14 protein-coding genes are annotated in these 26,335 nt (G+C 74.9%); 5 read left to right on the forward strand and 9 right to left on the reverse strand.

What is annotated here, in order from left to right:
* The first annotated feature begins 17 nt into the window (after positions 1-17).
* The 3 genes from DB32_RS26215 (at position 18) to DB32_RS26225 (ending at position 4,605) form a co-directional block, all read left to right on the forward strand.
* Positions 18-755, forward strand: a complete 738-nt coding sequence (locus DB32_RS26215) for a hypothetical protein (protein WP_053235376.1) — start codon at positions 18-20, stop codon at positions 753-755.
* Between the two features lie 37 nt (positions 756-792).
* Entirely contained in the window at positions 793-3,915 is a 3,123-nt protein-coding gene (locus DB32_RS26220; RefSeq protein ID WP_053235377.1) for a putative Ig domain-containing protein, read from the forward strand.
* Positions 3,916-4,194: 279 nt separating this feature from the next.
* Positions 4,195-4,605, forward strand: a complete 411-nt coding sequence (locus DB32_RS26225; RefSeq protein WP_053235378.1) for a hypothetical protein — start codon at positions 4,195-4,197, stop codon at positions 4,603-4,605.
* Here the strand turns inward: DB32_RS26225 and DB32_RS26230 are convergent.
* The 9 genes from DB32_RS26230 to DB32_RS26270 form a co-directional block, all read right to left on the reverse strand.
* Positions 4,580-5,392 (reverse strand): DUF2520 domain-containing protein, encoded by an 813-nt coding sequence (locus tag DB32_RS26230; RefSeq protein WP_053235379.1) that lies wholly within the window; start codon positions 5,390-5,392, stop codon positions 4,580-4,582. The genes DB32_RS26225 and DB32_RS26230 overlap by 26 nt on opposite strands.
* The gene (gene nadD / locus DB32_RS26235; protein ID WP_075098023.1) at positions 5,385-5,939 is read right to left on the reverse strand and encodes a nicotinate (nicotinamide) nucleotide adenylyltransferase; all 555 of its coding nucleotides are present in this window, start codon (positions 5,937-5,939) and stop codon (positions 5,385-5,387) included. The genes DB32_RS26230 and nadD overlap by 8 nt, the downstream gene beginning before the upstream one ends.
* The gene (locus DB32_RS26240; RefSeq protein WP_053235381.1) at positions 5,936-6,538 is read right to left on the reverse strand and encodes a hypothetical protein; all 603 of its coding nucleotides are present in this window, start codon (positions 6,536-6,538) and stop codon (positions 5,936-5,938) included. The genes nadD and DB32_RS26240 overlap by 4 nt, the downstream gene beginning before the upstream one ends.
* Before the next feature lie 8 nt (positions 6,539-6,546).
* Positions 6,547-13,179, reverse strand: a complete 6,633-nt coding sequence (locus DB32_RS26245; RefSeq protein WP_053235382.1) for a hypothetical protein — start codon at positions 13,177-13,179, stop codon at positions 6,547-6,549.
* Positions 13,176-18,083, reverse strand: coding sequence for a tetratricopeptide repeat protein (locus DB32_RS26250; RefSeq protein ID WP_053235383.1), 4,908 nt, complete (start codon positions 18,081-18,083; stop codon positions 13,176-13,178). Before DB32_RS26250 ends, DB32_RS26245 begins: the two co-directional genes overlap by 4 nt.
* Before the next feature lie 256 nt (positions 18,084-18,339).
* Positions 18,340-18,660 carry a hypothetical protein gene (locus DB32_RS48535; protein ID WP_053235384.1) on the reverse strand — a complete coding sequence of 107 codons (321 nt, stop codon included), beginning with the start codon at positions 18,658-18,660 and terminating at the stop codon, positions 18,340-18,342.
* Positions 18,661-18,677: 17 nt separating this feature from the next.
* A complete protein-coding gene (locus DB32_RS26260; RefSeq protein ID WP_053235385.1) occupies positions 18,678-19,700 on the reverse strand; it encodes a FecR domain-containing protein in 1,023 nt (340 codons plus the stop codon).
* Complete coding sequence (locus DB32_RS26265) at positions 19,697-21,007, reverse strand: Stp1/IreP family PP2C-type Ser/Thr phosphatase (RefSeq protein ID WP_053235386.1); 1,311 nt, start codon at positions 21,005-21,007, stop codon at positions 19,697-19,699. The genes DB32_RS26260 and DB32_RS26265 overlap by 4 nt, the downstream gene beginning before the upstream one ends.
* A gap of 1,008 nt (positions 21,008-22,015) precedes the next feature.
* On the reverse strand, positions 22,016-22,798 hold the full coding sequence (locus DB32_RS26270) for a hypothetical protein (protein WP_053235387.1): 783 nt from the start codon (positions 22,796-22,798) through the stop codon (positions 22,016-22,018).
* A 131-nt stretch (positions 22,799-22,929) separates the two neighbouring features.
* Here DB32_RS26270 and DB32_RS26275 point away from each other — a divergent pair, with 131 nt between their 5' ends.
* Positions 22,930-24,276, forward strand: a complete 1,347-nt coding sequence (locus DB32_RS26275) for a hypothetical protein (RefSeq protein ID WP_157069399.1) — start codon at positions 22,930-22,932, stop codon at positions 24,274-24,276.
* Between the two features lie 139 nt (positions 24,277-24,415).
* On the forward strand, positions 24,416-26,320 hold the full coding sequence (locus DB32_RS26280; RefSeq protein WP_053235389.1) for an RCC1 domain-containing protein: 1,905 nt from the start codon (positions 24,416-24,418) through the stop codon (positions 26,318-26,320).
* Positions 26,321-26,335 lie beyond the last annotated feature (15 nt).

Consider the following 26,335-nt stretch of genomic DNA (forward strand, 5'->3'; position numbering starts at 1 on the left):
CAGGAGCGTTCCCCTCGATGCAGCCTCGTAGCGATCTCGGTCGCGCGCCCCGCGCGATCTTCGTCCTGGGTGTCGTCCTGCTCGCTGCGTGCGGCGACTCGGACGGCTCCGGCGCCGACTCCGGCGCGCCTCTCGACGCGCCGATGGAGGACGCATTCGTGCCGGGCGCGCTCTGCTCGAACGAGCTCCTCGACGGCCACGAGACGTCGGTCGACTGCGGCGGGCCGGAGTGCACGGCCTGCGGCGCCGGTCGTGGGTGTCGCGCCGCCAGCGACTGCGCGGACGGTGTGTGTCAGCGCGGCTTCTGCCTCGAGCCGAGCTGCGTGGACGGTGTCGAGAACGGCGCGGAAGTCGGCGTGGACTGCGGCGGCGAGTGCGGGCTCTGCCCCGAGGGCGAGCCGTGCACGGCGAACTCGGAGTGCGAGAGCGGCCGCTGCGGCGCGGGCGCGATCTGCGCCGCGGCGACCTGCGACGACGGTCTGCGCAACCAGGGCGAGAGCGACACCGACTGCGGCGGCCCGTGCGAGCGCTGCCCGCCCGAGGCGATGTGCACGACCGCCGATGACTGCGAGAGCCTGCGCTGCGTGCTCGGGCGCTGCCTCGCGCCGAGCTGCAACGATCGGACGCGGAACCAGGACGAGGCGGGCATCGACTGCGGCGGGGCGCTGTGCCCGCGCTGCGGCCCCGGCCTCACGTGCACCCTCGACGCCGATTGTGCGAGCGGGGACTGCAACGCCGAGAACCGCTGCGAGTGAGCGCTCTGGAACCCCGATGCCCCACTGGTGGAGTTCGATGAAGCACGTTCGCGTATGGAGCGCCGCTGCGCTGGTCACCGGATCGCTTGCCGCGAGCCCCTCGGGCGCGAGCGCCGCGCCGCCGGTCATCGCCTTCACGTCGCCGACGGCGATCGAAGAGGGTCGTGAGGTCACGCTCGAAGTGACGGTCACGGACCCCGAAGGCGCGCCGGTCACGTGGAGCTGGGACACCGACGGCCCCGACGGTGTGTTCGGTGATCATCCGAACGCGGCGTCGTTCACGGTGCCCGCGGCGGAGACCGACGGGCCCGGCAACCTGCGCATCGGCGTGCGCGCGACGGACGGCACGGAGACCACGACCGTGTACCGAACGATCACCGTCGCGAACGTCGCTCCGGAGATCACGAGCTTCCCGCTCACGACGGGCTCGGTCCGTCACGAGTACCGTTACGAGCTGCGCACGAGCGATCCCGCCGGCGCGAACGATCCGATCACGTACGCGCTGACGGCGCGCCCGCCCGGCATGGAGGTCGTCGACGGAGTCGTGACCTGGACGCCCACGATCGATCAGCGCGGCCGCGCGTTCGACGTCACGGTGCGAGCAGCCGATGGAGACGGCGCGACCGACACGCAGTCGTGGACGATCGAGATCGCCCGCAACACCGCGCCCTCGGTGCCGAGCCTGTCCTCGCCGATCGAGCGCGCGCGCATCGCGGGAGACGAGCCGACGACCCTGACGGTCCAGAACGCGACCGATCCCGACGGTGACCCGCTCGTGTATTTCTTCCGTCTCTCGCGCGAGTCGCAGTTCGACCCGGCGCGCGTGATCGGCTCGGGCGAGGTCGCGGAGCAGGAGGGCGAGACGACGTCGTGGACGACGAGCGAGCCGCTCGATCCCGGCCTCTGGTACTGGCAGGCGTGGGTCAGCGACGGCATCGTCGAGACGAGCCCGCGCTTCGGCTCGTTCATCGTCGGCGACACCGAGTACGAGCTGAACGCGCTGCCCGACGCGGGAACCCCCGACGCCGGCTCGGACTGGACCTCGCTGCTCGACGCGGGCCCGTCGAACGACGCACCGCGCGGCGGCTGCGCGGTCGACGCGGGCGCCACGCGCGGATCGTCGGCGGCGTGGCTCGCGGGCGTGCTCGCGCTCGGGCTCGTGGCGTTCCGGCGCGCGCGCCGTAGTGCTGCGTCCGCGCTCGTGATGGCCGCGCTCACCGCGCTCGCGGTGGGCTGCACCGACGGCGAGCAGATGACGGGCGGCGACGGCGGTGCGGTCGTCGGCGACGACTCCGACTTCGACACCATCTCCGATGCCGACGAGGGCGCCGACGAGGGCGTCGACACGGACGAAGACAGCAACCCCGACTTTCGAGATCCCGACTCCGACGGCGACACGATCCCCGACTCCGCAGAGGCGGGCGATGAAGACCGCGCGACGCCGCCGGTCGACTCCGACGCCGACGGAACGCCCGACTACCGCGATCTCGACGCCGACGACAACGGCATCCCCGACGGCTTCGAGACGCGCGGCGACACCGACCTCGACGGCATTGCCGACCACGCGGATCTCGACGACGACGGCGACCTCGTGCGTGACGTCCTCGAGCTGATGGGCGTCGCCCTTCCCCCCGCGGACACCGACGGTGACGTCCTCGCGAACTACCACGACCCCGACTGCGACGACGACCACATCCTCGACGGCGACGAGTGGAACGCCGACACCGACCAGGACGGCCTGCTCGACTTCGAAGATCACGATACCGACAACGACGGCATCCCCGACGCGGTCGAGGCCGGCGACGCCGACATCTTCAGCGCGCCGCGCGACAGCGACGACGACGGCACGGCGGACTTCCGCGACACCGACAGCGACAACGACGGTCTCTCGGACTCGCTCGAGCGCGAGAGCGGCAGCGACCCGACTCGAGACGATAGCGACGGGGACGGCGTCTCCGATCTCATCGAGGTCGGCGCCGGCACCGACCCGAACGACGGCAGCGTCAGCCCGCGCACGCGCGGCGACTTCGTGTTCGTGGTGCCTTTCGAGGAGGCACCCGCGCCGGCGCGCGACACGCTCCGCTTCCGCACGACGCTGCAGCTCGTCGACGTGTACTTCCTGTTCGACATCTCGGGCTCGATGAGCGGCGAGCTCGAGGCCCTCGCCGGCGCGGTGAGCACGATCTCGACCGACCTCACCTGCACCAGCTTCGGCCGCGCGTGCCGCGCGGACGGCGACTGCGACGGCGGTCAGGCGTGCAGCGTCGAGGGCGTGTGCATCGAGGATCCCGCGTTCAGCTCGTGCGTGGCGAGCGCATGGACCGGCGCGGGCATCTACGAGCAGGAGCTCGAGAACCTGCTCTCGGTGCAGGACGATCCCGCACGCACCGCTGCGGCGCTCAACGTCGGCACCTTCGGCGGCACCGAGCAGCTCTTCCGCGCGGCGTGGGGCGTCGCCGATCCCGCGGGCGCGCCGGGCGTGGAGTCTGGCTGTGCGGTGCCGGCGCTCGGCCGGCTCGGCTGCCCGGCGTTCCGCGAGAACGCGCAGCGCATCCTCGTCATCTTCACCGACGAGATCAGCTCGGGCTCCGAGACCGCCGCGCAGGCGGGCGCGGCCCTGCGCTACGCGAACATCACGACGATCGGCGTCTGGAGCGGCACGCCCGGCGCGGCGGCGCGCGACTCGCTCGTCCAGCTCGCACGCGCTTCGAATTCGTTCTCGTCCACGGGCCAGCCGCTCGTCTTCGAGGGCATGGACGGGGCGGTCGTGCCTCGCGTGATCAGCGCCATCAACGAGGTCGTCGAGGGTGTGCCGCTCCGCGTGACCATCACGTCGGCAGACGAGCCGGGCGACGCCGGTGACGCGCTGCAGTTCATCGATCACGTCGAGGTGAACGTCGCCAACCCGGACTGCACCGCGATCCGTCCGACCGAGGACACCGACGCGAACGGCCACGACGACGCGTTCCCCTCGCTGCTCCCCGGAACGCCGGTCTGCTGGGACGTCGTCGTCCGGCAGAACGACACGGTCGAGCCCGCGACGGTGCCGCTCGTCTTCCGCGCGCGGCTCACGGTCCACGGCGACGGATCGCCGCTCGACTCGCGCATCGTGTACTTCCTCGTGCCGCCGGTGATCCCGGGTCCGGAAGTCCCGATCTGACCAGCGACGTCGACACGGCGCGCGCCTCACCGCGCGCGCCGCGTTCGCAGCGAGCCCCGCGCGTCGCGACGTCGACGATCTCGAGCCGTGAAGCGCGCGAGCGGGACGAGGACACCTGGCTCGACGGCTCGGCCCACGGGACGATCGGCGCGCAGCTCGAGATCGCGACCGACGAGGTCGCGCACCGCCCATCGCGATCATGACCTCCGACGTCATGGAGGCGGACGTCGCGGCAGCTCATCGTCTTCTCGAACGCAACCCGCTTCGAGGAGGCCCGCGATGAAGACCACGACCACCCCGACCACCCGAGCGCCGGAGCTCGCGCTCTCGCCCCGCACCGTTTACGCCCTCGACACCGTCGCGTCGGCGGTCCTGGGCGCGGGCATGATCGCCGTGGCAGAGCCGCTCACCGAGCTGCTGGCGTGGTCGCTGCCGCCCGCGTTCCTCGTCGTCCTCGGCGCGACGCTCCTGCCGTGGGCGGCGGTGAACGCGTGGAGCGCGCGTCAATCGACGCAGCCCGCCGCAGCGTTCGGGATGCACGTGCTCGTGGACGGAGGTTGGGTGCTCGGCACGCTCGCGCTCCTCGTGCTCGAGCGCGACCTCTTGAGCACCGCGGGCGTCGCGCTGCTCGCGGCGCAAGGTGTCGCGGTGCTCGGCGTGCTCGTCATGAAGCTCCGCGCGGGCCGCTGAGACCGCGTCGCCCCAGCGCGCGGCGGATGGCCCGCTGCGCGCGCCCGTCGAGCCCGGCGCGCGTCGCGACCTCGAGGATCGACGGCGCGACCGCGTCGTACGCGGCCAGCGTGACTCGGTCGATCTCGGCGAGCGCCTCGCGATGGCGCGCGACGGTCTGCGCATCCCCGCGCGCGATCGGCCCGGTGAGCGCGCGCGGGACGCCGACGCTCGCGACGTTCTGCGCGACGCTCGCGAGCAGCCCGCCGATCGCACGGGCCGCATCGCCCGAGGGGACGCCGAGGCGCTCGAGGATCGACACACCCAACGCAGCTAGCGCGGTGCTGCCGTTCGCGACCAGCGCCGCCGCCGCGTGATAGGCAGGCCCGTGCAGCGGCGCGATCACCACCCGCGCCTCGCACGCGCGCGCGATGCGCGACGCCGCGTCGATCGCGCGCTCATCTCCGTCGATCACGAACGTGCGATCCGCGAGCACGCTCTCCTCGCTCGCGATCGCGACGAGCGGGTGCATCACGCCCGTCGACGCGCCGCGCGCGGCGCACGACGCGAGCACGTCGCGCCCGCGGCTGCCCGCGCAGTGCAGCACGACGTGCGATGGATCGAGCACCGGCGCGATCCGCTCCGCGACGCTCTCGATCGCGGGATCCGGCACCGCGATCACGATCACGCCCGCCGCGCGCACGACCTCGAGCGAGTGGTCGCGACCACCGACGAGCTGCGCCGACACCGCGCGCGCGACGCGCGTCCCGAGGCGCCCGCGTCCGATCACGACGACGCGCTCAGCCATGATAGAGGCCGTGCTCGTCGCAGTAGCGCGCCACCTCGCGCGGCACGAGCCCGCCGATCGTGCGATGCGCGCGCAGCTGCTCGCGCACCCGCGTCGAGCTGATCGCCGGCAGGTCCGGCGTCTCCATCCCTGCCTCGCGCGCGTACCCGCTGCGCCCGACCACGAAGAGCGGCGCGAGCGCGCGCACCCGCTCGAAGTCCTTCCACTTCTCGAGATCCCCGAGAACGTCGGCGCCGACGAGCAGACGCAGCGTGACCCCCGGATGTCGCGCGTGGAGCGCCTCGAGCGTGCGCACCGTGTAGCTCGCGCCCCCGAGCTCCTCCTCGATGCGTGAGATCTCCGCGCCGCGCAGCAGACCGAACGCGCGCTCGCACATCGCGACGCGATGCTCGTAGGGCGCCATCTGCTTGCCGAACGGATGCGCGAACGTCGGCACGACGAGCAGTCGATCGATCGGCGCGGCCGAGAGCGCGTACGTCGCGAGCAGCACGTGCCCGCAGTGCGGCGGATCGAAGCTGCCACCGAACACGCCGATCGTCTCGCTCATGTCGCGACGATCACCTTGGATCCCGGCGAGACGATCGGCTCGCGCCACACGGGCATCCCCGACAGATCGTAGAGCGCGACGCTCGTGCCGTCGTCGCTCGACTCGAGCACGCCGACGCGCCCGCCCGAGAGCGGCCCCGGCGTGAAGAACGTGCGCTTGCCGAAGCGCCGAAGGTCCGCCTCCGCGCCGCGCCCGTACACGATCAGGTGCGCGTTCGCGATGTCCTCCTCGTCGAGGATGCTCTTGTCGTGCACGAAGAGGACGACGCGATCGTCGAGCATCTCGATCGCGCGCGACGGCGGCGGTGGGATCTTGCGGATGCGCGCGAGCTGCGAGATCGCGGCGTCGGTCTCGAGCAGCGCCTCGATCTGCGCGGGCGAGCCGTCGGTCGCGAGGTGCGCGGCGCGCGCGAGGAACGCGCTCTCTGCGTCGTCCGCGCCGCCCAGCTCGCGCACCCACGCGTCGATCGCGCGGTCCGCGAACTCACCGCGCCCGAGGTAGACGATCTGGTCGGCCTCGACGTCGGCGAGCAGGAACGACACCGCCTCGCGGAAGCCCGCCTGGTCGTCCTCCGTCGGTCCGAGCAGGCCGATGCGCATCGTCGCGCTCAGAGCTTGTCGGCGCCCGCGCGCTGTCGGGCGTCGAAGTGGACGTCGGACACGGCGAAGCTCGCGAGCGAGAGCACCTCGGGGAAGCGACGCAGCTGCGCGACGCGCGTCGACGTCGACTCCGCGAGCCCGTTCTCGCCCGACAGGCGCAGCAGCGCCGAGAGGCCCGCCGGGATCGATCCGCCGGCGAGCAGCGCGACGCGATCACCGAGCTCCGACGCCGCCATCGCGAGCCGCGTGGGCTCGTAGTCCGGCGCGCCCGCCATCTCGAACACGACGGGGCCGAGCTCGTCCGCGAGACGGCGCGGCAGCTGACGCGCGACGCGCTTGCTCCAGTCGCCGAGCGCCGCGGGGTCGATGCCTCCCGGCGCGTAGTGCGGATCGAAGTTGTGCACGAGCCCCGCCATCGCGAGCACGAGCTCCTGCGGCTGGCTGCGCACCGCGACCGAGAGCCCGAGGCTCGCGATCTTGAGCGCGCGCGCGAGCACGAACAGGCGCTCGCGATCGTCGACCGCGAGCAGGTCGCGACCGATCATCAGCGCGACCGGCGGACCGCTCGAGACCGGCACGCACACGCGCGGCGCGCCCGGCGTGATCCAGATCTCGACGTCGGGGATGCCGAACCACTTCGCGACGTCGACGGCCGCGGCGCGGATCGCTCCGTCACGCGCGCCGAGCTTCTCCGCGCGGTACGCGCGCGGGTCGAAGGGGAGCACCTTCTCGAGCACCGGGCCGGCCGAGCGCAGCACCGCGCGCAGCGCGGCAGGAAGGCCCTGCGGCGCGAGCAGATCGTCGAGCGCCGCGTCGGCGGCCGCGGCGCCGACGCCGGGCACACCGCCCTGCGCATCGACGAGCCGCGAGATCTCGAGATCGGTCACGCCCAACGCGAACGCCGCGCCCGCCGCGACGCGCGCCGCGTCGCCGCGACCACGCCACCCGAGCACCTCGACGAGCCCGAGCCACGCCGCCGCGTCGGAGAGATCGTTGCCGAGCGCGTGCCGGAAGTCCGCGACCGCGCGGTTCAGGTGCATCGCGTGCGCGGGCATCGCGCGCTGGCGCGTGTAGAAGTCCGCGAGCGCCTTGAGCGCGCCGAGCTCGGTGGGCGCGGCGCGACGCGCGGTCTCGAGCACCTGCTCGGCGCGGCGCGGATCGCCCATCTGTTCGAGCACCTCCGCGAGCGCGAGCTGGTGCCCACGCGCGCGATCGGGATCGGGCTCGACCCGCGAGAGCTCACCGAGCTGCTCGGCTGCGGCCTGGAGCTGGTTGTCGCGGCGGAAGAGCGCAGCGAGGCGCTCCATCGCGGTCACGTCGTCGGGCGCGAGCTTGAGCACGCGCCGGTACGCGGCCTCGGCGCGCTTCGCGTCCGGGATGTGCCGGTCGTAGATCTCGCCGAGCGTGAAGAAGACCCAGCGCAGCTCCTCGCGATCCTTGCGGATGCGCGCGATGCGGATCAGCGCCTCGGCCGCGTTGCGATAGTCCTCGTCCTCGAGGCAGAGCTCGGCGAGGCGGCGCAGCGCGTCGAGCATCTCGGGCGAGAGCGCGAGCACCGCGCGCAGCGCTTCGCGCGCGCCCTCGCGATCGCCGAGCTTCTCCTTGAGCTTCGCCTGCAGCGCGTGGAGCTCGACGAGCAGCGCGGGGTCGCCGCCGCCCGCCGCGGTGCGACGCGCGACGAGCTCGGAGAGCGCCGCGTGGTCCTCGCGCAGCTCGAGCAGGTTGCGCAGGCGATCGAAGACGTCGAGGTGACCGACGTCGACCTTGCTCGCCTCGGTGAGCGCCTCGAGCGCGAGCTCCTCGTCCCCGATCGTGTCCTGCCAGAGCACGCCGGCGCGGTACCAGAGCGACGCAGCGCGACCCGGCACGTGCGCCGCGCGCGCCGCGATCGCGAGCGCCTCGGCCGCGCCGCGCGCATCGCCCGCACCTTCGCGCAGGCGCGCGAGGCGCTCGGCCGCGAACGGATGATCGGGCGACGCCTCGACCGCGGTGGCGAGCACGCTGGCCGCGCCCGCGAAATCACCCGCCGCAGCCCGGAGGTCGGCGACGCGCATGGTGCCGGCGGTGCGCGCGAGCGGCGTCGGCAGGCGCGATGCGATCTCCGACGTCGTGCTCGTCTCGAGCTCCGACGCACCGGCCGCGCGCGCCGCCGCCGCGATCCGTCGCGCGAGCCACGCGTTCATGCGCACCCGCGGCGCAGCACCGACGAGCACCGCGTCCGCGGCGTCGCCCGGCGTGCCCTCGCCCGCGAGCTTCAGACGCGCGGCGAGGCGCAGGTGGACCGCCGCGTCCTCCGGCGTCTCGAGGTGCATCGCGAGGCGCTCCTCGATGCCCGCGAGATCCTCGCGCCGATCCTGCTCGAGGTAGTAGCGCTCGAGCGTGCGCAGGCTCGGCACGTGACCGGGCGAGACCTCGAGGATCGACACGAGCGACAGCACGCCGCTCGCCGCGTCGTCGCGCTCCTCGAGATCGAGCTCCGCGAGGCGCTCGAGCGCGAGCACGCGCAGCGCGTCGTCGGCCGCGTCGCGCACCGCGGCGAACCGGCGCTCCGCGACGCGCGAGGTCTCGCCCGCGTGGAGCTCGGCGCGATCGAGCGGCAGCGCGATCAGCGGATCGTTCGGGTGCCGCTCCGCGAGCGCGCGATAGATCTCCGCAGCGCGCCCCGGCTCGCCCGCGTCCTCGAGCGACGCGGCGGCGGAGAGCTCGATCGCGCGCGCGAGCTCGCGCGGCGCGCCTTCGGCGAGCGAGAGCGTCAGTTGCGCGCGCTCGTCGGGCGTGAGCGCATCTCCGAGGCGCAGCACGAGATCGACGAGCACCGCGTCGTGCGGCGTCTTCTCGCGAGCGCGCGCCAGCAGCGCGCTGGCCGACGCGGGGTCCGACTCCGCGCGCAGCAGCGCGGCGCGCACCAGGCTCGCCGCGGCGTCCACCTCGGTGAGCGCGCCGTCGGCCGACTGCTCGTGCACGTCCACGAGCGTGATCGCGTCGCCCGCCGCGCGCGCGACCGGCTCGAGCGACCACAACGCGGGCCCGTAGCCCGGCATCGCGTCGAGCGCGCGGCGGTATGCGCCGATCGCGTCGCCCTCGGCGGCCTCGAGGAGCAGGCCCGCGGTCGCTGCGGCGAACGCCGCGCGCGCGCCGCTCGCCGCGGTCGCTTCCTCGAGCCAGAGCGCCGCCGCGTCGCGCGGGGAGCGCGCGGCCGCGAGACGCCCGAGCGGGCGCAGGACCGTCGCGTCGCCGGGCGCGAGATCACGCGCCTCGCGCAGCGTGCGCTCGGCGGTCTCGGCATCGCCTTCCTCGAGCGCGCGATCCGCGAGCGCGAGCAGCGCGCCCGTGCGGCGCTCGGGCGGCGTGCGATCGACCTCGTGGCGCAGCGCGGACGCGACCTCGGCCGCGTCCGCGGCGCCCGCCGCGAGATCGAGCCAGAGCACCTCGGCGGTGAGCGGCGCTTCGTCGGCGCGGCGCGCCTCGCCCAGCAGCTCTCGCTCGCGCATGGTGGACGCGGGATCGATCGCGAGCTTCGCGGCCGCCGCGAGCGCGCCCGCGGACTCGACGGCTTCGACGAGCAGCGCGCGATTGCCCGCCCGTCGCGCGAGCACCTCGCGCACGATGCGGATCGTCGAGAGCGACGCGTCGGCGAGCGCGGCCGCGTGCAGCGTCGCGTCCGCCGCCGCGAGATCGCCGGTCGCGCCGTGCTTCTCGGCGAGGCGCACCATCGCGAGCGCGCGATCGGTGCCGCCGCTCGCGCCCGCCCAGGCCTCGAGCGTCGAGAGCTCGACGTCGACGTCGCCGACGAACGACGCGGCGAGCGCGCGCGTGCGCAGCGCGGGCAGAGCACGCGCGTCCTCGAGCATGTCGAGCGCACGGCGGGCCGCGCTGGTGCGCTCCTCGCCGCGCGTCTCGCGCACGGTCGACGTCACGAGCGCGAGCGCGGCACGGCGCAGCAGCGCGTCGCGCAGCGCGCCTTCGGGCAGCGGGCGCGCGAGCGCCTCGAGCGCGTCGGCCTGCGGGACACCGGCCTCGGTGCGCGCCACGCCGAGCGCGGCGTCGAGCGCCTGCGGATCGTCGGTGCGCGCCGACGCGTGCAGCGTCGCAGCACGAGCGCGATCACCGGTGCGCTCCGCCTCGCGCGCCACGGTCACGCGCAGGGCGGCGCGAGCGCGCGGATCGTCCCACGCGTCCGCCGCGCGCGAGAGCGCGTCGACGGCCGGACCGCCGGCGCCGGACGCAGCGCGCGCGCTCGCGAGCACCAGCGCCGCGGCGACCGAGCGAGGTGCGAGCTCGAGCGCATCGAGCGCCGCGCGCTCGGCTCCCGACGCGTCTCCGAGCTGCTGGAGCCGCACCTCGGCGAGCGTGAGCAGCGCGGCGACGCGCTCCGGCGGCGCGAGCGGCAGCGCGATCTCCGCCTCGAGCAGCGCGGCGGCCTCGTCGTACGCGGCGCGCGCGAGGGCGTCGCGGCGCGCGGCGCGCACCACCACGGGATCGGATGCGTCGGCCTCGCGCGCGAGCAGCGTGTGCTCGCGCGCATCGTCGGCACGGCCGAGCTGGTGATCGAGCTCGGCGGCCGCGAGGAGCAGGCGCGCGCGCTGGCTCCCGCTGCGACCCTCCGCGAGCCGCAGCAGCAGATCACGCCGCGCCGCGAGCGCGTCCGCGCCGCGGCCGACGAGCGGGAACACCTCGACGCGCGGCTTGCGCGAGCGGACCGTGCGCCGCGCAGCCGCCGCGCCGCGATCGCGCGCCGCCGCTGCTGCGGGGACCGGTGCCGCGGGCGCCGGTGCTGCGGGCGCGGGCTCCGAGTCCGTGACCGACTCGACGCGCGCCTCGGGCTCGTCGTCGTCGGGCGTGATCGCGGCGAGCTCCGGCTCGTCGTCGTCGGGCGTGATCGCGGCGAGCTCCGGCTCGCCGTCGTCCGGTGCGATCGCGGCGATCTCGGGCTCGTCGTCGTCGGGCGCCGGCGACGACGCCGGCGCGACGACGAGGTCGGGCTCGCTCACCCGGATCGAGACCTCCGCGACGCTCGGCTCCTCGCCGCCCTCGTCGTCGTCGACCGGGAGCAGCCCGCCGAAGCCATCGGCGGGCTCGGGCGCCGGCGCGGCCTTCGGGGCCGGCGCCTCGAGCGCGTCGAGGAACGCGAAGTCGTCGTCCGCGACCGGACGCTCGGCGGCGCCCGACGAGACCGCGACGACGGCGCTCGAGGGCGCGCCCACGTCCAACGCCGCGCGGTCGTTCGGCGCGGTGACCGGCGTCGCGTGGACCTGCTCGCCCGAGAGCGCGACCGCCTGCGGCTCGGGCGGAGGCGCGACCGCGGCCGGCACGTCGGCACCGGGCCGCGGGACCACCGGCGGCCGCGGCGCGGGCACGCCCGGCGGCGGCGGCACCCGCGGCGCGCCCGGCTGCGGCACGCTCACGCGCGCGCCCGGCGGACGCGGGAGCGGCGGGAGCCCGCCCGGACGCGGGAGCGGCACCACCGGCTTTCCGCCGGCCGCCGCCGCGCCGGGGCGAGGCAGCGGCGGCATCTTCGGGGGCGTCGACGACGACGGGCTCGTCGTGTCCTCGGGCGCTGGCGGACGAAGCGGCGCGGCCCCGCCCGTGTTGCGCGCGGCCACGGCCGCCCGCAGCGCCGCGGCGGCCGCCGAGCCCGACGGAGGCGGCGGCGGCGCAGGCGTCTCCTCCGAGCGTGCAGGCGGAGGCGGCGCGATCGCGCGCGCTCCCGGCGACGGCGTCGCCGAGACGTCCTCGAGCGCGTCCGCGTCGGCGAGCGGCTCGCGCGTGGGCCGCGCCGGCTCCGGCATCTCCTCCCACGAGAGATCGCTCGGCGACGGGAGCAGCGACTTCCGCGGCGGCGTCGACGACGTCGGAGGCGCGCCCTCGGGGCTCGGCGTGCGCGCGGCCGGCGGCGCCGACGGGAGCGCGAGCGCGAGCGGGTCTTCGTCGGGCGCGCCCGGTCGCGCGGTCGGCGTGCCCACCGACGGCGGCGCCGGTGCTTCCGAAGCGGGCGGGGGCGGCACCGACGCCGGGCCCGGAGGCGCCGACGTGCGGCCCCGGATCGGGCTCACGAAGCGCGGCACGTCGACCGGATACGCGCGCGTGTCCTGGTCGAGCCCGTCGAGCATGTCGTCGAGATCGAGATCGATCGGCGGCGGCGCCGCGGGCGGCACCGCGATCGGATCGTCCGACGTCGGCATCCCCGGCGGCGGCGGGCGCGTGCTGAGCCGGTGCTGCTCGGACGACGCCTCGTCGCGCTCCCGCGCGGTGACCAGCGACGCGATCAGCTCCTTCGGGATCGACGCGATGCGCGTGTGCTCGTCGTCGTCGTCGTCGTCGTCGAACGAGACGTGCACGTCCTCCGCGGGCGGGAGCACCGGCTCGTGCACCCGCGGCGGAGGCGGCGCGGGCTTCGGCGGCTCGGGACGCGCGGGCGGCGCGCCGCGCGGCACCGGGCGCTTGAACTCGCTCGGATCCGGCGGCCGGTAGAGCGCGCGCGCCGGCTCCTTTTCCTTGGCCGGCGTCGCGCCCGCGGGCTTCTGCGGCATCGGCCCCGAGCGCGCCTCCGACTTGTCGTCGAGATCGCGCTCCCAGTCGGCGAGCGCGTCGTCCCAGTCGAAGTCGATATCGGCGCCGCGCTTGTCGTCCGTGCCGCTCATGAAGCGAGACCCAGCTCGCGCCGCGTCGTGATCGCCGCGGGCGAGATCCAGAACCGGAGGAGATCGAGCGCCGACGCGTTCGCGCGCACCGCGTCGCGCTCCGGCGCGCGACCGAGGACCGTCGCGAGCACCCCGTGCAGGTCGCCCGCGACCACGAGCCCGGCGCGCGCGAAGCTCGCGTGCAGCGCCGACGCGAACGCGAGCACGGGCCGCCCGCCCTCAGCGATCTTCGCGATCGCCTCGGGCGCGGCCTTGCGCACGCGGCGCGACATCGCCTTGTTCGCTGCGCGCGTGGCGTCCGCCATGCCCGCGCGTCCCTCGCCGACCGGCAGCGGCGCACCGGCCGCCGACGCGATCGCGAAGAGCGCGGTCGCCGTCGCGTCCACGCTGCGCGTCACGAAGGGTCCGAGCCCGAGCCGCAGCGCGATCGCCGAGCGCCCGATCTCGTAGCGTCGCAGCGACGTCAGCGGCGGTCCCACGCCACCGCCGAGCAGCCACGCGGGCTTGCCCTTGTAGCTCGGGATCACCGCGAGCAGCTGCGGGTCGCGCCCGCCCGCCCACACGTCGCCCGCGGGCGCGCCGAGCAGCATCGAGATGCCGAGCACCTCCTGCGCGGCCGGCGACGTCGCGGGGTCGCGCAGCAGCTCGCCGCGCCCCATCCCGAACGACGAGGGCTCGAGGCGATCCATCTCGGTCAGCGTCTCGGTCGCGAGGAGCGCGAGCTCCATCACCGGCCCGCTCACGCCGGAGACCATCAGCTCCGTGAGCCGCGCTTCGGTCAGCTTCGTCGCGCCCGGCTTCACGCGGCGGAGCACCTCGGTGTCCTCGCCGAGCTGCTCGCGCTCGTCCTCGGTCGCAAGGTCGATCGCGACCAGCGCGCCGAGCACCGCGGTCTCGAGCACCTTGTCGCCGCGCCACCGCGCCGCGGTCGCGAGCATGCGCAGCGCCTCGGGCTCGGTGGGATCGGCGTCGAGCACCTCGCGCACCGAGCGCTCGAACGACGTCGAGAGCGCGATGCGGCTCGGCCCGTCGAGCAGCACCGCGAGCGCCGCGCCCGCCTCGACGTCGGTCGGCACCGCCTCGAGCGCGCGACGGTACGCCGCGATCGCCTGGTCCTCGTCGCCGAGCCGCTCGTCCCAGAGGCGCGCCGCACGGCGCTCCGCCGCCGCGCGCTGCGCCGGTTCGCGCGCCGCCGCCGCCGCCTTCGCGAGCACCTGCACCGCGCGATCGACGCGCCCGCCGCGCTCGCAGAGATCCGCGATGCGCTCGAAGAGCGCGCGGTCCGCGAGGCCGAGCCCCTCGATCGCCTCGAGCTCGTCCGCCGCCGCGAGCGGCTGGCTCAGCTTCTTGTCGAGGAAGTCCGCCGCGCCGAGCCGCGCGATGCGCCGCTGGCTCGCCGGCACGTCGCTCGCGCCCGCGAGCGTGCGCAGCGCCTGCACCGCCTCGGGCCACGCCTCGCGCTGCACGTGCAGCTCGACGAGCAGCGCGAGCCCGCCGACGTGCTCGGGCTCGAGCATCAGCAGGTTGTCGAGCGACACCAGCGCGTCGTCGCGCCGGCCGAGGCCACGATGGAGGCGCGCCAGCTCGTAGAACAGCGGCGAGAGCTGCTCCGGATCGTCGGTGCGATCCGCGCGTGCCTGCACCAGCTCGAGCAGCCCGGCGTCGTCGCCGCGCTCCGCGAGCAGATCGTGGAGGCGCCCGTACGCGATCGCGCGCCCACCGTCGATCTCGAGCGCCTCGCGCAGCCGGCGCTCGGCCTGGACCAGCGCCTCCGCGTCCTCGGGATCCGTCTGGTCCATCAGGACCGCCGCGGCCTCCTCGAGCAGCGTCGCGCGCAGCGCGCCGTCGACCTGCGCCGCCAGGCGATCACACGCCTCGACCACGTCCATCCAGCGCTCGGCGTCGCGCGCCGCGACCCGCAGCGCCTCCCACGACGCGAGGTCCTCGGGATCGCCCGCGAGCGCCTCGCGGAGCGCGTCGCACGCCTCGGCGCCGCGCGCCGCCGCCGCGAGCGCCCGCGCCCGCGCCGCGTGGATCGCGCGCGCCGACTCCGTCGACGCGTGCGCCGCCCAGCGACCGAGCGCGTCGGCGCGCTCGCCGGGATCGTCGGCCTCGCTCAGCGCCTCGAGCCCGAGCGCCGCCGCCGCGAACGAGCCGGGGCGTGCCTCCTCGAGCTCGACCGCGCGCAGGATCGCGTCGTCCGCCGCCTGTCCCGCGAGCGCCGCGACGCGCAGCCCGTGCACCACGAGGTCCGCCGACGCGTCCGCGTCGCTCGTCGCATCGGCGAGCGCGAGCATCGCCGCCGCGCGATCCGCCGCGCGCGCCGGATCGCTCGACGTCGCGCGCAGCTTCGCGAGCAGCGCCCACGGCTCGTCCGGCGACGCCCCGAGGATCTCGTCCGCGATCGCCTCGGCCGCCGCGGTCTCGCCGAGCAGATCGAGCTGCACACCGCCGAGCTCGCGACGCCACGCGAGCCGCGCATCGCCCTCGGCGCGCGTCACGAGCTCGCGCGTTCCGTCGAGCATCGACGCCGGCGACGCCGGGCCCATCAGCGCGAGATCGAGCGCCGCCGGGGCCGCGAGATCCGCGACGCCGAGCGCGAGCCGCAGCGCGGGCTCGGCGAGGCTCGGCTCCTTCGCGACGAGCTGCAGGTGCTCGCCGACCTCGAGCGTCGCGCGACCGGGCGCGCCCGCGCCCACCTCGACCTCGGAGAGCCGCTCGAGCGCGAGCCGCAGCAGCGCATCGTCCTCGCGCAGCTCGGCGAGCCGGCGCAGCGCGAAGAGCGGACCGATCGCCGATGGATCGCGCTCCGCCGCCTCCTCGTAAGTGCGGCGCGCCAGCGCGTGATCGCCCGCCGCCTCCGCCGCCGCGCCCGCGAGCAGCAGCTGCGTCTCCATCGCGCGCCCCGCGCGGTCCGCCTCCGCGGCCTCGCGCAGCAGCTTCACGACCGCGTCGGCGTCGCCGCGCGCCCGGTACACCTCTTCGAGCAGCGCGACCGCGTAGCGATGCCCGGGCACGCGCTGCAGCGCGTCGGCGAGCAGCGTCGCCGCCTCCTCGAGCTCGGTGCGCGACGCCTCGAGACCGCCCTCGCGCGACGCCGCCACCCGCACCAGCGCGCGCGCCGCCGCGCACAGGTGGGCCGCCGCGGCGTCGGCATCCGCCGCGCGCTCCGCGAGCTTCCGATGCGCCCGCGCGAGCAGCGCTCCGTCGCCGCGCATCGCCGCGAGCACGCGCGCCGCGTCGGGCGCCCACGCCGCGACGCTCGTCTGGAGCGCGCGATCGAGCGTCGCGTCCGCCGCCGCGTCGTCCTCGAGCACCATGCGCTCGAGCTCGTGCAGGTCGCGGAGGATCGCGCTGCGCTCCTCGTCGTCGATCGGCTGCTCGAGCAGCGCCTTCGCCGCGTCGCGCGCGCCCGTCGCGTGACCGAGGCGCAAGCTCGCGCCGAGCCACTCGCGCGCCAGGGTCGCCTTCGTGTCCTCGGCCGCCGCGTCGAGCGCGGTCGCGTAGAGGGCACACGCGCGCTCCGCGTCGTTCGTGCGCGTCGCCGCGAGGTGCGCCGCCTGCCACGCGAGCCGCGCCCGGAGCGCGCCCTCGCTCGACTCCGCGCGCGCCCCGAGCCGCGCGATCCATCCCTCGAGCCGCCCGTCGCCCGCCTGCGCGCCCGCGACGCTCAGGTCCTCGAGCATCGCCGCGACCACGGCCGAGCGCGGATCGGCCTCGAGCGCCGCCGCGAGCGCGGCGCGTGCCTCGTCGGTCTCGCCGCGCGCCTGCGCCTCCTCGGCGACGCGGAAGTGCAGCGGCGCCGCGTGGCGCCCTTCGACGCCCGCCGCGAGCAGCCGTCGTGCCTCGTCGGCCGCGGTCACGAGATCGCCCGCGAGCTCCGCCGCGAGCATGCGATCGCGGTGCAGCGCGAGGTCGCCCGAGCGCAGCAGGATCGCCTTGCCGAGCGCCGCGAGCGCGCCCTGCGCGTCGCCGGTGCCGTCCTGCGAGCGCAGGTGCAGCATCCGGATGCGCGCCGCCTCGCGATAGAGCGCCGCCGCCTCGCCGGCCGCGCGCGCCTCGTCGGCGAAGCGCTTGATCGAGAACGCGCCCGAGCCCGCCGTCCCCTCCGAGCCGGCCGGCGCCTCTCCGCGCGCCGCGCGCGCGGCCAGCGCCGCGCGTCCCTCGAGCGCCGCCACGATCTCCGGCACCCGCGCGTGGCGCCGCGCGATGCGCTCGAGCTGCTCGAGGAACCGGAAGCGCGCGCTCGGCAGCGTCGCCGCCTGGCGCGCCGCCTCGATCGCTCCGTCGACGTCGCCGCGCTCTTCCCGCCCGCGCGCCACCTCGATCAGCAGCATCCCCTTGAGCGTCGGATCCGCGACCTGCGCCGCGCGCGTCGCGATCGCGTCGGTCGCCGCGTCGCGCTCGCCGCGCGCGAGCAGCAGCCGCTCGAGGAAGAGCGCCGGCAGCGCCGCGCCCTCGGGGTGCTCGACGATCGCCTGCTCGTAGAGCGCGCGAGCGGCATCGGGAGAGCCGAGCTGATCCTCCGCGAGCACCGCGCGATCGACGAGCGACGACGCGCGCTCCTCGGGGCTCGCTGCGCTCTTCGTCTCGGCCTCGTAGAGGCGCGCGAGGTTCTTGAACGAGCGACGTCGCTCGAAGATGCGCACCAGCGCGACGAGCGGCGGCGCGAACGAAGGGTCGAGGTTGTACGCCGCGAGGTACTCCCGGACCGCCTGCGCTTCCTGTCCGAGCTCGACCTCCGTGACGTGGCCGAGCTCGTACTGGATCGCGGCCTTGTGCGCGCGATCGGTCGCCGCTTCGAGCTCTGCCCGCAGCATCGCGACGCGCGCGTCGACGGGATCGGGCGAGAGACCGCCGCCGGGACGGCTCGAGGACGTGATCGGAGGCTGGGTCGTCGTCATCGTGTCCCGGGGAGGACAGCGGGACGCCACTATACCGACGGGGGACGAAAAACAGAACCGCGATCACGCGCGTTCGACGCGCCCTCGCCGAGCGGCTAGCTCCGCGGCGCGACGTGCACGTCGTCGGCCCGGGCGCGAAGGGCGCGGCACCCCCTCACCGCGCCGCCGACCAGCCCGGCCAGCGCGAAGAGCAGGAACAGCCCGCGCCCCAGGCGCGCGATGCGCACGCGGCGTCGGATTCGATCGGCGTACTCGGTCACGACGCGCTCTTTCGGGCGGAGGGGAACCGATCGCAAATGGGCTTCGTGCTGGCGACGCGCCATCCACGACGCGCGACCGACCACGAAGCACGACCGACCACGACCACGACCACGTTCACGACCACGACCACGTTCACCCGCCCGCCGCGGCCCCGCCGACGGCACGCGGCCGCGTCCCGATCGGCAACACGTTCTCGGTCGGCGACGTGGTCGTGGTCGTGGTCGTGGTCGTGGTCGTGGTCGGCGACGTCGTCGTGGTCGGCGACGTCGTCGCGGTCGGCGACGTGGTCGTGGTCGACGCGGGTCGCGGTCTCCACGTCCCCTCGCCCACTCCTCACAGCCCGAGCAGGCTCGCCACCCGGTCTCGGCGCGTCTCGGCGTGGGTGCTCGGCGTCGTGCCCGGGACGTGCGCGGTCGCCAGCGCGCTCGCGTGCAGCCGCTCCCAGCGCGCCGTCGCGACCTGGCGCAGCGCGTAGAGCTGCTGCGAGTGGGTCACCAGCTCCCGCTGGAGCCGCATGCCCTCGTCGGCGCGCCCCGCGCGCACCGCTTCGCGGTGCTGCGTCGTCAGGTCCAGCCCGCGCCGCGTCTCCGCCTCCAGCCACAGCAGCGACTCGTCGAGGCGCGACGCCGCGTCGTCGAGCTCGCGCGTCAGCCGCGCCGCCTCGGGCTCGGCCGCGCCCTCGAAGATCGTCACCGCCGCGCTGCGCGCGTCGTCGAGCCGCGTCGGGCCGTCGGTCGGCTCCGCGAGCCGCGCGCCCACGAAGATCGCCCGCCCCGGCGGCAGCTCGATCACCCGCAGCCGCCGACGCCCGTCCACCTCGCCGGTCGCGACCGTCCCGAGCCCCGCGAGCGACGCCACCCACGTCCCGGTCCGATGCGCCCGCACGAACAGCTCGCCGCTGCCCCCGAGATCGATCGACGCGTGCGCCGTCGCGATGCGCAGCGGCGGTCGCGGCCCCGCGGGGCCCGCGGGCACCGCCGCGTGCAGCGAGCCCTCGAGCAGCACGACCTGCGCGGGCCCGCCGTCGCCGATGCGGAGCTCGGTGTCGGGACCGAGCGACACCCGCCCGCCGTCGCCGAGGTCGACGTCGGCGCGCCCTTCCCCGCGCACCACCAGGCCGTCGCCCGCCTCGAGCGGCGCGCCCGCCTCGATCGGACCGCGCGACCGCAGCACGTCGCCGGTCGCGCGCGCCAGCCGCGCCGGAGGCTGATCGGGCGGCGTCCCGATCACCTCGACCGGCTCGCCCGCGTGCCGCTCCACCGCGGCCTGCGGGGCGCTCGCGCTGCGCGGCGGACGCTCGTCCTCGCCCCCACCGCACGCCGTGATCAGCAGCGCGGCGAGCGCGAAGAATCTCACGAGTCCTCGGGGTGCTCGAACGCGCGCAGGATCGAGTCCGCGAGGTCCGGCGCGCGCTTGCCCTCGCGCGCCTCGCCGAGCTCGCGCGACGTGTTGCGCAAGCGCTCGGTGATCACGCCGAGGAAGCTCCACAGCAGCTTCACCGCGATCGCGTGGTCCTTGCGGATGATGTCGAAGAAGTCGCGGCGGCGGATGGTCAGCAGCGAGCTCGCCTCGATCGCGCGCACGTCGGCGCTGCGCGGCGCCTTGTCGATCAGCGCCATCTCGCCGAAGTGCTGCCCCGGCCCGAGCGACGCGATCGGCGCGCCGCTCGCTTCGACCTGCACGTTGCCGGTGAGCACGATGAAGAGCTCGTCGCCGTCGCTGCCCTGCCCCACGATCTCCGCGCCCGGCTCGAACGTGCGCACGTGCGTGATGTTCAGGACGCGCACCAGCTCCTGGTAGGTCAGGAACCGGAAGAGCGGCATGCGGTGGAGAACCTCCATCTTGAGGTTCACCTCGCGCGCGAGGCGATCGACGCCTGCCTCGGCGTCCGGGACCTTCACCACGATCGCGGTGATGTTGTCCTTGCCGCCGCGCTCGTTGCTGAGCTCGACGAGGCGCTGCGAGAGCTGGTCCTCGGGGGTCTCGGCGAAGAGCTTCGCGAGCTCCGCCTCCTCGAAGTACCCGTGCAGGCCGTCGCTGCAGATGAGGAAGCGGTCGCCCTTCAGCACGTCGAAGTCGATCGTGTCGACCTCGACCGACTCGTAGACGCCGACCGCGCGCGTGACGGCGTTCTTGTACTGGAGCTTCTCGATCTGCTCGCGCGAGAGCCGCCCGCGCTTGAGCAGCTCGTTGATCAGCGAGTGGTCCTCGGTGAGCTGGTGCACCGAGCCCTGGCGGTAGAGGTACACGCGCGAGTCGCCGACGTGGGCGATGAACCCGCGGTTGCCGACGAGGAGCAGCGCGTCGAGCGTGGTGCCCATGCCGCGCTTGGTCTCGTCCTTCACGCCCTCCTGGTAGACGGCGGAGCAGGCCTGCTGGACGGCGGACTCCATGAGGCGCAGCAGGTCGGTGCGGGTGGTCCCGCCGTGGCCCTGCTCGAACTCGACCAGCGCCTCGCGCTGCCCCGCGATCACGTCGCGCACGGTGCGCGACGCGAGGTTCGACGCGACCTCGCCCGCCGCGTGCCCGCCCATGCCGTCGGCGACGACGAAGAGCTGGAGCTTCTTGTCCACGAGGAACGCGTCCTCGTTGTGATCCCGCACCCGGCCGACGTCGGTGGTCGGCCAGAACGAGAGCTGAGGCGGCGCGACGGCGTCGTTCATGCGGGTGGGATCTCGTATCCGAGGCGAGGGGGTTGGGTCAACGGTGGCGGCGGTGGGGGGCCGCGCGGGGAGAGGCTTCGGTGTGGGGCGCGGGGTGGGGGGCCGTGCTCGGACAGTCCTCGCGATTGCAACCTGCTGCGGGCGAGGAGGTCGATGGCCGGGGCTCTCGCTCGTTCGAGCGCGGGAGCGCTCGAACGAGCGAGCACTCGGGAGCGTCGCGGAGACTGGATGGCGCTGCGGAACTGCGCGCGGCCCCCCACCCCGCGCCCCGGCTGGTAGGGCTTCGGCCGCGCGCGGGGGATCTCGCTCGGTACTTCGTGTGGTGGGCGGGACGCGTGACGACGCGAGACCGCTTCGCGGGCTCGCGTCGTCACGCGGAACCGGCTCGCCCTTCGGGCTTCGCGGCCGATCGAACGGCTCGCCCTTCGGGCATCGCGGACGATTGCGCCGCTCGTCTTTCGGGCCCGGGCGACAGCAAGACTGACCCCCGGGCGACAGCAAGACTGACCCCCGTCGTCGGCACGACGAGCAGGCTGAGGATGTCGACGGGCGCGACTCGGAACGGTCCGCGCGGTCGAGCGGCGCGACGGGCGCGACTCGGTCGAACGGCGCGACGGGCGCGACTCGGAACGGGGCGCCTGCATCGAGCGAGCGACGCGCTCGGCTCCTTCGTCCATTGGCCGCGCAAGCTTTCGGGCAGGCCGGTCGCGAAACGGGGCGCCTCATCGAGCTTCCCGACGCGGCTCGGGGGCGGGATCCTGGCTCGATCGACCGGTCGGGACCTCTATGGGTCGGGGCTCGTGCTCGCGGCGAGCTCTCTGGGGGCGGCTACCCCCGACATCCTCGATCGATCGACTCGCTGGGGGCAGTTACCCCCGGCAATCCTCGATCGATCGACCGTTCGTGACCCTCGGCGCTCGGCGCGGGTCGATGCATCGAGGGCTCTGGGGGCGACTACCCCCGGCCGTGCTCGATGCATCGACCTCTCGCGGGGTCGGAGGCGGGGGATCAGGTCGTCGCCGGTGCCGGCGGCGTGCCGCCGCCTTCGGCGTCCTCGTCTCCGTCTTGCGGCGCGCTGCTCGAGGCGCGGGGCGGCGTCTCCCACTGCGCGAGCGGGCGCAGCAGCTCGTCGGCGCGCTCCGCCGTGACCGGGCGGCTGCGGCGGACCGTGCCGAGGACGCCGACGACGTACTCGCGGAGCGCGTCGAGCATCGCGTCGCGCGACTCGCGGATCTTCGCGTCCGAGGGCGGCGCCGGCGCGTCGCCCGAGACGCCGAGGACCTCGCCGTACCGCGCCTGCGCCGCGTACAGGACGTCGAGGAACGGGCCGCCGCCGAGCGCGCGCACCAGCTCCTCGTTGCGGCGCGCGCGCAGCCCGGCGAGCCTCGTCTCCGCCGCGGCCCACTGGGCCTCGTAGCGCAGGCCGAGGAAGCCGAGGCCGTCGCCGAACAAGAACGCGTCGAGCTCGGCGATCTCGGTCGCGCGCGGCGCCGCCGCCCCGAGCTTCACCCAGCCCGAGAGCCAGTCGCGCAGCGCCGACCACGCGGTGTCGACCCGACGGTCCGACTCGACCGCGCTCTTGGCGTCCACCCCGGGCTTGGCGCGACGCGCGACGAGCTGCGACTGGAGCGCCGAGTGCCGCGACGCGAGCTCGACGACGAGCTCCTCGAGCGACGCCGGCGCAGGCACCCGCGACGCCTGGTGCAACAGCTGGGAGACGAGTGTGAACGCGTCCTCGGCGCTCAGCGTGGGGAGCTGGACGACGTCGGTGGCGGTGAGCGAACGAGCCATGTGGAGCACCTCCTGACGTCCCGCACGCTAGACGGCCGCGCGCGCGGCGCCAATGCTCCCGGGCGCGGACGTTCGCGCTGAATCGACAGCGCTCGGGCCGCGTCGTCCCCGCACCCATGGAGCCCCGGCCGATGCGATCTCTCGTCCTCCTCCCAGCGCTCTTCGTGCTCGCCGCTTGCGGCGACGACGACGGAGACACGACGCTCGACGCCGGCGATCGCCGCGACGCGACGATCGCGACCGACGCCGCCGGGCTCGATGCCGGGAGCGATCCCGACGCCGCGGCGCCCGACGCCGCGACCCCCGATGCGAGCACCTCGGACGCGAGCACGCTCGACGCAGGCGGCTCCGGTGACGCGGGCACCCTCCCCGACGCGCACACCGGCGACGGCGGCACGAGCGGGGGATGGCGCGCGACGACGCTCGTGCCCTGGTCGCGCATCATCGGGAGCGAGCCCGACGCGAGCGTCCTGGACGTCGACCTCGTGATGGACGGCGCGGCCGCGCACGCGTGCGCCTCGATCCGGATGCGCACCGGCGTGACGACCTACGAGCGGCGCGTGCTCTACGCGACGAACGAGGGCGGCGCGTTCCGGGTCGAGGTGGTGCGCGTCACGCCCGACGAGCAGCCGGCGCAGTGCTCGATCGCGCTGTTCGAGGGGGCGCCCCACGTGGCGTCGAGCGCGACGACGGTCGACGGCTTCGCGCTGCAGCGGCGCACCGCGACCGGCGCGTGGGAGGCCGTGGCGGTGGACCTCGAGCCGCCGCCCGACGACGTCTCGCAGGTGACGGTCCACGCGCTGCGCGCCGACGCGAGCAGCCTCGCGCTCGTGATCTCGCGCCGCCGCGACCCCGGGTTCCCCGCGCCGGCGAACTACGAGCTGCGCGTGCGACGGCGCACCGCGAGCGGCTGGGGCGCGTGGATCGACGGGGGCCCGAGCGCGAGCCGCGCGGGGATGGAGCTCGAGGGCGGCGTGCTCCGCGGCGCGGCGTCGGTGCCGGCGAGCGCGGGGCTCTGGTCGCTCGATCTCGCGACCGGCGAGCGGATGACGCGCGCGGTGCTCGACGGGTCGGCGCTCGCCGGCGAGGACGTGCGCGGCGTGGGCGGGCTGGCGCTCGTGGGCGCGCCGGTGCTGCTCGGCGCGGTGCACTACGACTGCGACGGGTTCTCGTGCTCGGCGCTGGTGCTGACGCACGCGCCCGAGGGCGAGACGGCGACGCACCACGTGCTCGCCGATCGGCGCATCGGCGTGTGGTCGACGGCGCGCTGCGGGGACGACGCGACGGTGATGCACGTCGACGGGTCGATGCGGACGCTGCACACGTCGACGGCGGGCGCCACGCCGGTGTCGACGACGCTGGCGGTCGCGACCGAGTCGACGGTGGTGGACGAGGCGCTCGGTGTCGACTGCGCGAGCGGCCGGATGGTGCTGGTCACGGCGCGCTACGGCGAGCTGGTCGCGTTCGAGTCGCCGTGAGACGCGACGAGCAGCACGGGCGAGCGAGAACCCGGTTTGCTCGCGATCACCAGACCGCGCAGAGACTCGGCGTGCGAACCCCGAGCGCACCTCGCGCCAGACGCGAAACGACGCTCGTGCTCGGGCCGAGGAGCGGAGCATGACGAATCTCCGAACGAGCATCGCGTTCGCGGTGCTGATCGCCAGCGCGGGCTGCGACACCGACCCGATCTGCACGCCGCTCGTCTACGACCGGAACGAACGTCGCTGCGTCTGCCCGCCAGGCAGCGAGTGGATCATGGACGAAGCGATCTGCGTGCTGCCCGATGGCGGGATGCTGCACCTGCCCGACGATGCGGGATCACGGAGCGCTGACGACGCGTGCGTCCCGCAGGCGTGGTACCGAGACGGCGACGGGGACGGGCACGGCGATCCCCTGACGCGAGTCGACGCATGCGAGGCGCCCGACCGTTTCGTCGCAGCCGGCGATGATTGCGACGACGAATGCGAGACGTGTGCGCCGGGCCGAGCCGAGGAATGCGACGGCACGCGCGACGAGAATTGCGTCGGAGGAGTCGACGAGGGCTGCGATTGCGCCACCGGCCGCTCGCGCGCGTGCCCCGGCGGCACCGACATCGGCGAGTGCGCGGCGGGCGTGCAGACGTGCATCGACGGAGCCTGGAGCGACTGTGACGGCGCGATAGGCGTCGCGACCGAGGCGTGCAACGGCCTCGACGAGGACTGCGACATGGTCATCGACGGTCCCGCGGCTTCGGCGGCCTGCGGATCGCGACCGCGCGCGACCAGCGTGGCGTGCAGCGGTGGCGCATGCGTGGTCGCGGCGTGCACGACCGGGTTCGACGACTGCGACGACGACGACGCGAACGGTTGCGAGGCCGAGCTCGCGGCGGACGAGTCCAACTGCGGCGCCTGCGGCAACCAGTGCGGTTGGTGGTGCGACGGGAGCGATTGCGTCGGGATCGCCACGCCGGTCGCCGGAAGCAGCATCACCTGTCTGATCACGGATCGCTCGGAGCTCGCGTGCGCCGGGACCAACGATGCGGGCGCGCTTGGGGTCGGCGACACGCGTACGTTCAGCTCGCGCCCCGTATTCGTCGTTTCGCCGAGCGCGACGACGCGTTTGACCGGCGTGACTCAGGTTTCGGTCGGGACGCAGCACGTCTGCGCAGCCCTCTCCGATGGTCGCGTCGCGTGCTGGGGCAGCAACTTGTATGGCCAACTCGGCCCTGGCGCCGGTGCCCAGCAATCGCGTCCGTACGTCGTTCCGGGCCTCTCGACCGCGGTCGAAGTGGTGGCGGGCCAGCAGCACTCGTGCGCGCGACTCGCGTCGGGGGGCGTGCGGTGCTGGGGCAACAACGAAGCTGGACGGCTCGGCGATGGCACGACGACGCAGCGAACGACGGTGGCGACGGTCCTTCGATCCGACGGAACGCCGCTGACCGGCGTTCAGCGTCTCTCCGTCGGAACGGCCCACACGTGCGCGATCACGAGCGCACGAACCGCTTGGTGCTGGGGCTCGAACTTCTTCGGCCAACTTGGAGACGGGACGACCACGACTCGTCCTAGCGCTGTCCAGGTGACGGGCCTGTCAAACGTCGTGCAGCTCGAGTCGGGCTCGGCCTTCAGCTGCGCTCTCGACAGCTTCGATCGCGTCCGATGCTGGGGCGACAACGTGCATGGCCAGTTGGGCGACGGCTCGACAACGCGCAGACCTGCCCCCGTGCAGGCGAGCATCTCCGACGTGGAGGAAATCGGAACCGGATCCAGTCACGCGTGCGCGCGCGTATCCGGTGGTCGCGTCCTCTGCTGGGGTCGGAACGCGTTCTACGAGCTGGGTGACGGGACGAGAACCACGCAACTCGCGCCCGTCGTTGCCCAGTTCACCAACGTAGAGGCCCTCGTAGTCGGCGGCGCTCGCACTTGCATCCTGGACACGGCCGGCCGGCTCTGGTGCGTCGGCATCAACGACCGCGGTCAGTTCGGGGACGGCTCGGTGCCGAACAGCGACGGCACCGCGACTCCGGTGCGACTCATCGAACCGTGAGCATGACCGAGCACG

It is taken from the genome of Sandaracinus amylolyticus, assembly GCF_000737325.1.
Classification (GTDB): Bacteria; Myxococcota_A; Polyangia; order Polyangiales; family Sandaracinaceae; genus Sandaracinus; species Sandaracinus amylolyticus.

Coding starts and splice junctions, on each gene's coding strand:
- DB32_RS26215 (WP_053235376.1), top strand. CDS start 18: ATGCAGCCTCGTAGCGATCTCGGTCGCGCGCCCCGCGCGATCTTCGTC.
- DB32_RS26220 (WP_053235377.1), top strand. CDS start 793: ATGAAGCACGTTCGCGTATGGAGCGCCGCTGCGCTGGTCACCGGATCG.
- DB32_RS26225 (WP_053235378.1), top strand. CDS start 4,195: ATGAAGACCACGACCACCCCGACCACCCGAGCGCCGGAGCTCGCGCTC.
- DB32_RS26230 (WP_053235379.1), bottom strand. CDS start 5,392: ATGGCTGAGCGCGTCGTCGTGATCGGACGCGGGCGCCTCGGGACGCGC.
- nadD (WP_075098023.1), bottom strand. CDS start 5,939: ATGAGCGAGACGATCGGCGTGTTCGGTGGCAGCTTCGATCCGCCGCAC.
- DB32_RS26240 (WP_053235381.1), bottom strand. CDS start 6,538: ATGCGCATCGGCCTGCTCGGACCGACGGAGGACGACCAGGCGGGCTTC.
- DB32_RS26245 (WP_053235382.1), bottom strand. CDS start 13,179: ATGAGCGGCACGGACGACAAGCGCGGCGCCGATATCGACTTCGACTGG.
- DB32_RS26250 (WP_053235383.1), bottom strand. CDS start 18,083: ATGACGACGACCCAGCCTCCGATCACGTCCTCGAGCCGTCCCGGCGGC.
- DB32_RS26265 (WP_053235386.1), bottom strand. CDS start 21,007: ATGAACGACGCCGTCGCGCCGCCTCAGCTCTCGTTCTGGCCGACCACC.
- DB32_RS26270 (WP_053235387.1), bottom strand. CDS start 22,798: ATGGCTCGTTCGCTCACCGCCACCGACGTCGTCCAGCTCCCCACGCTG.
- DB32_RS26275 (WP_157069399.1), top strand. CDS start 22,930: ATGCGATCTCTCGTCCTCCTCCCAGCGCTCTTCGTGCTCGCCGCTTGC.
- DB32_RS26280 (WP_053235389.1), top strand. CDS start 24,416: ATGACGAATCTCCGAACGAGCATCGCGTTCGCGGTGCTGATCGCCAGC.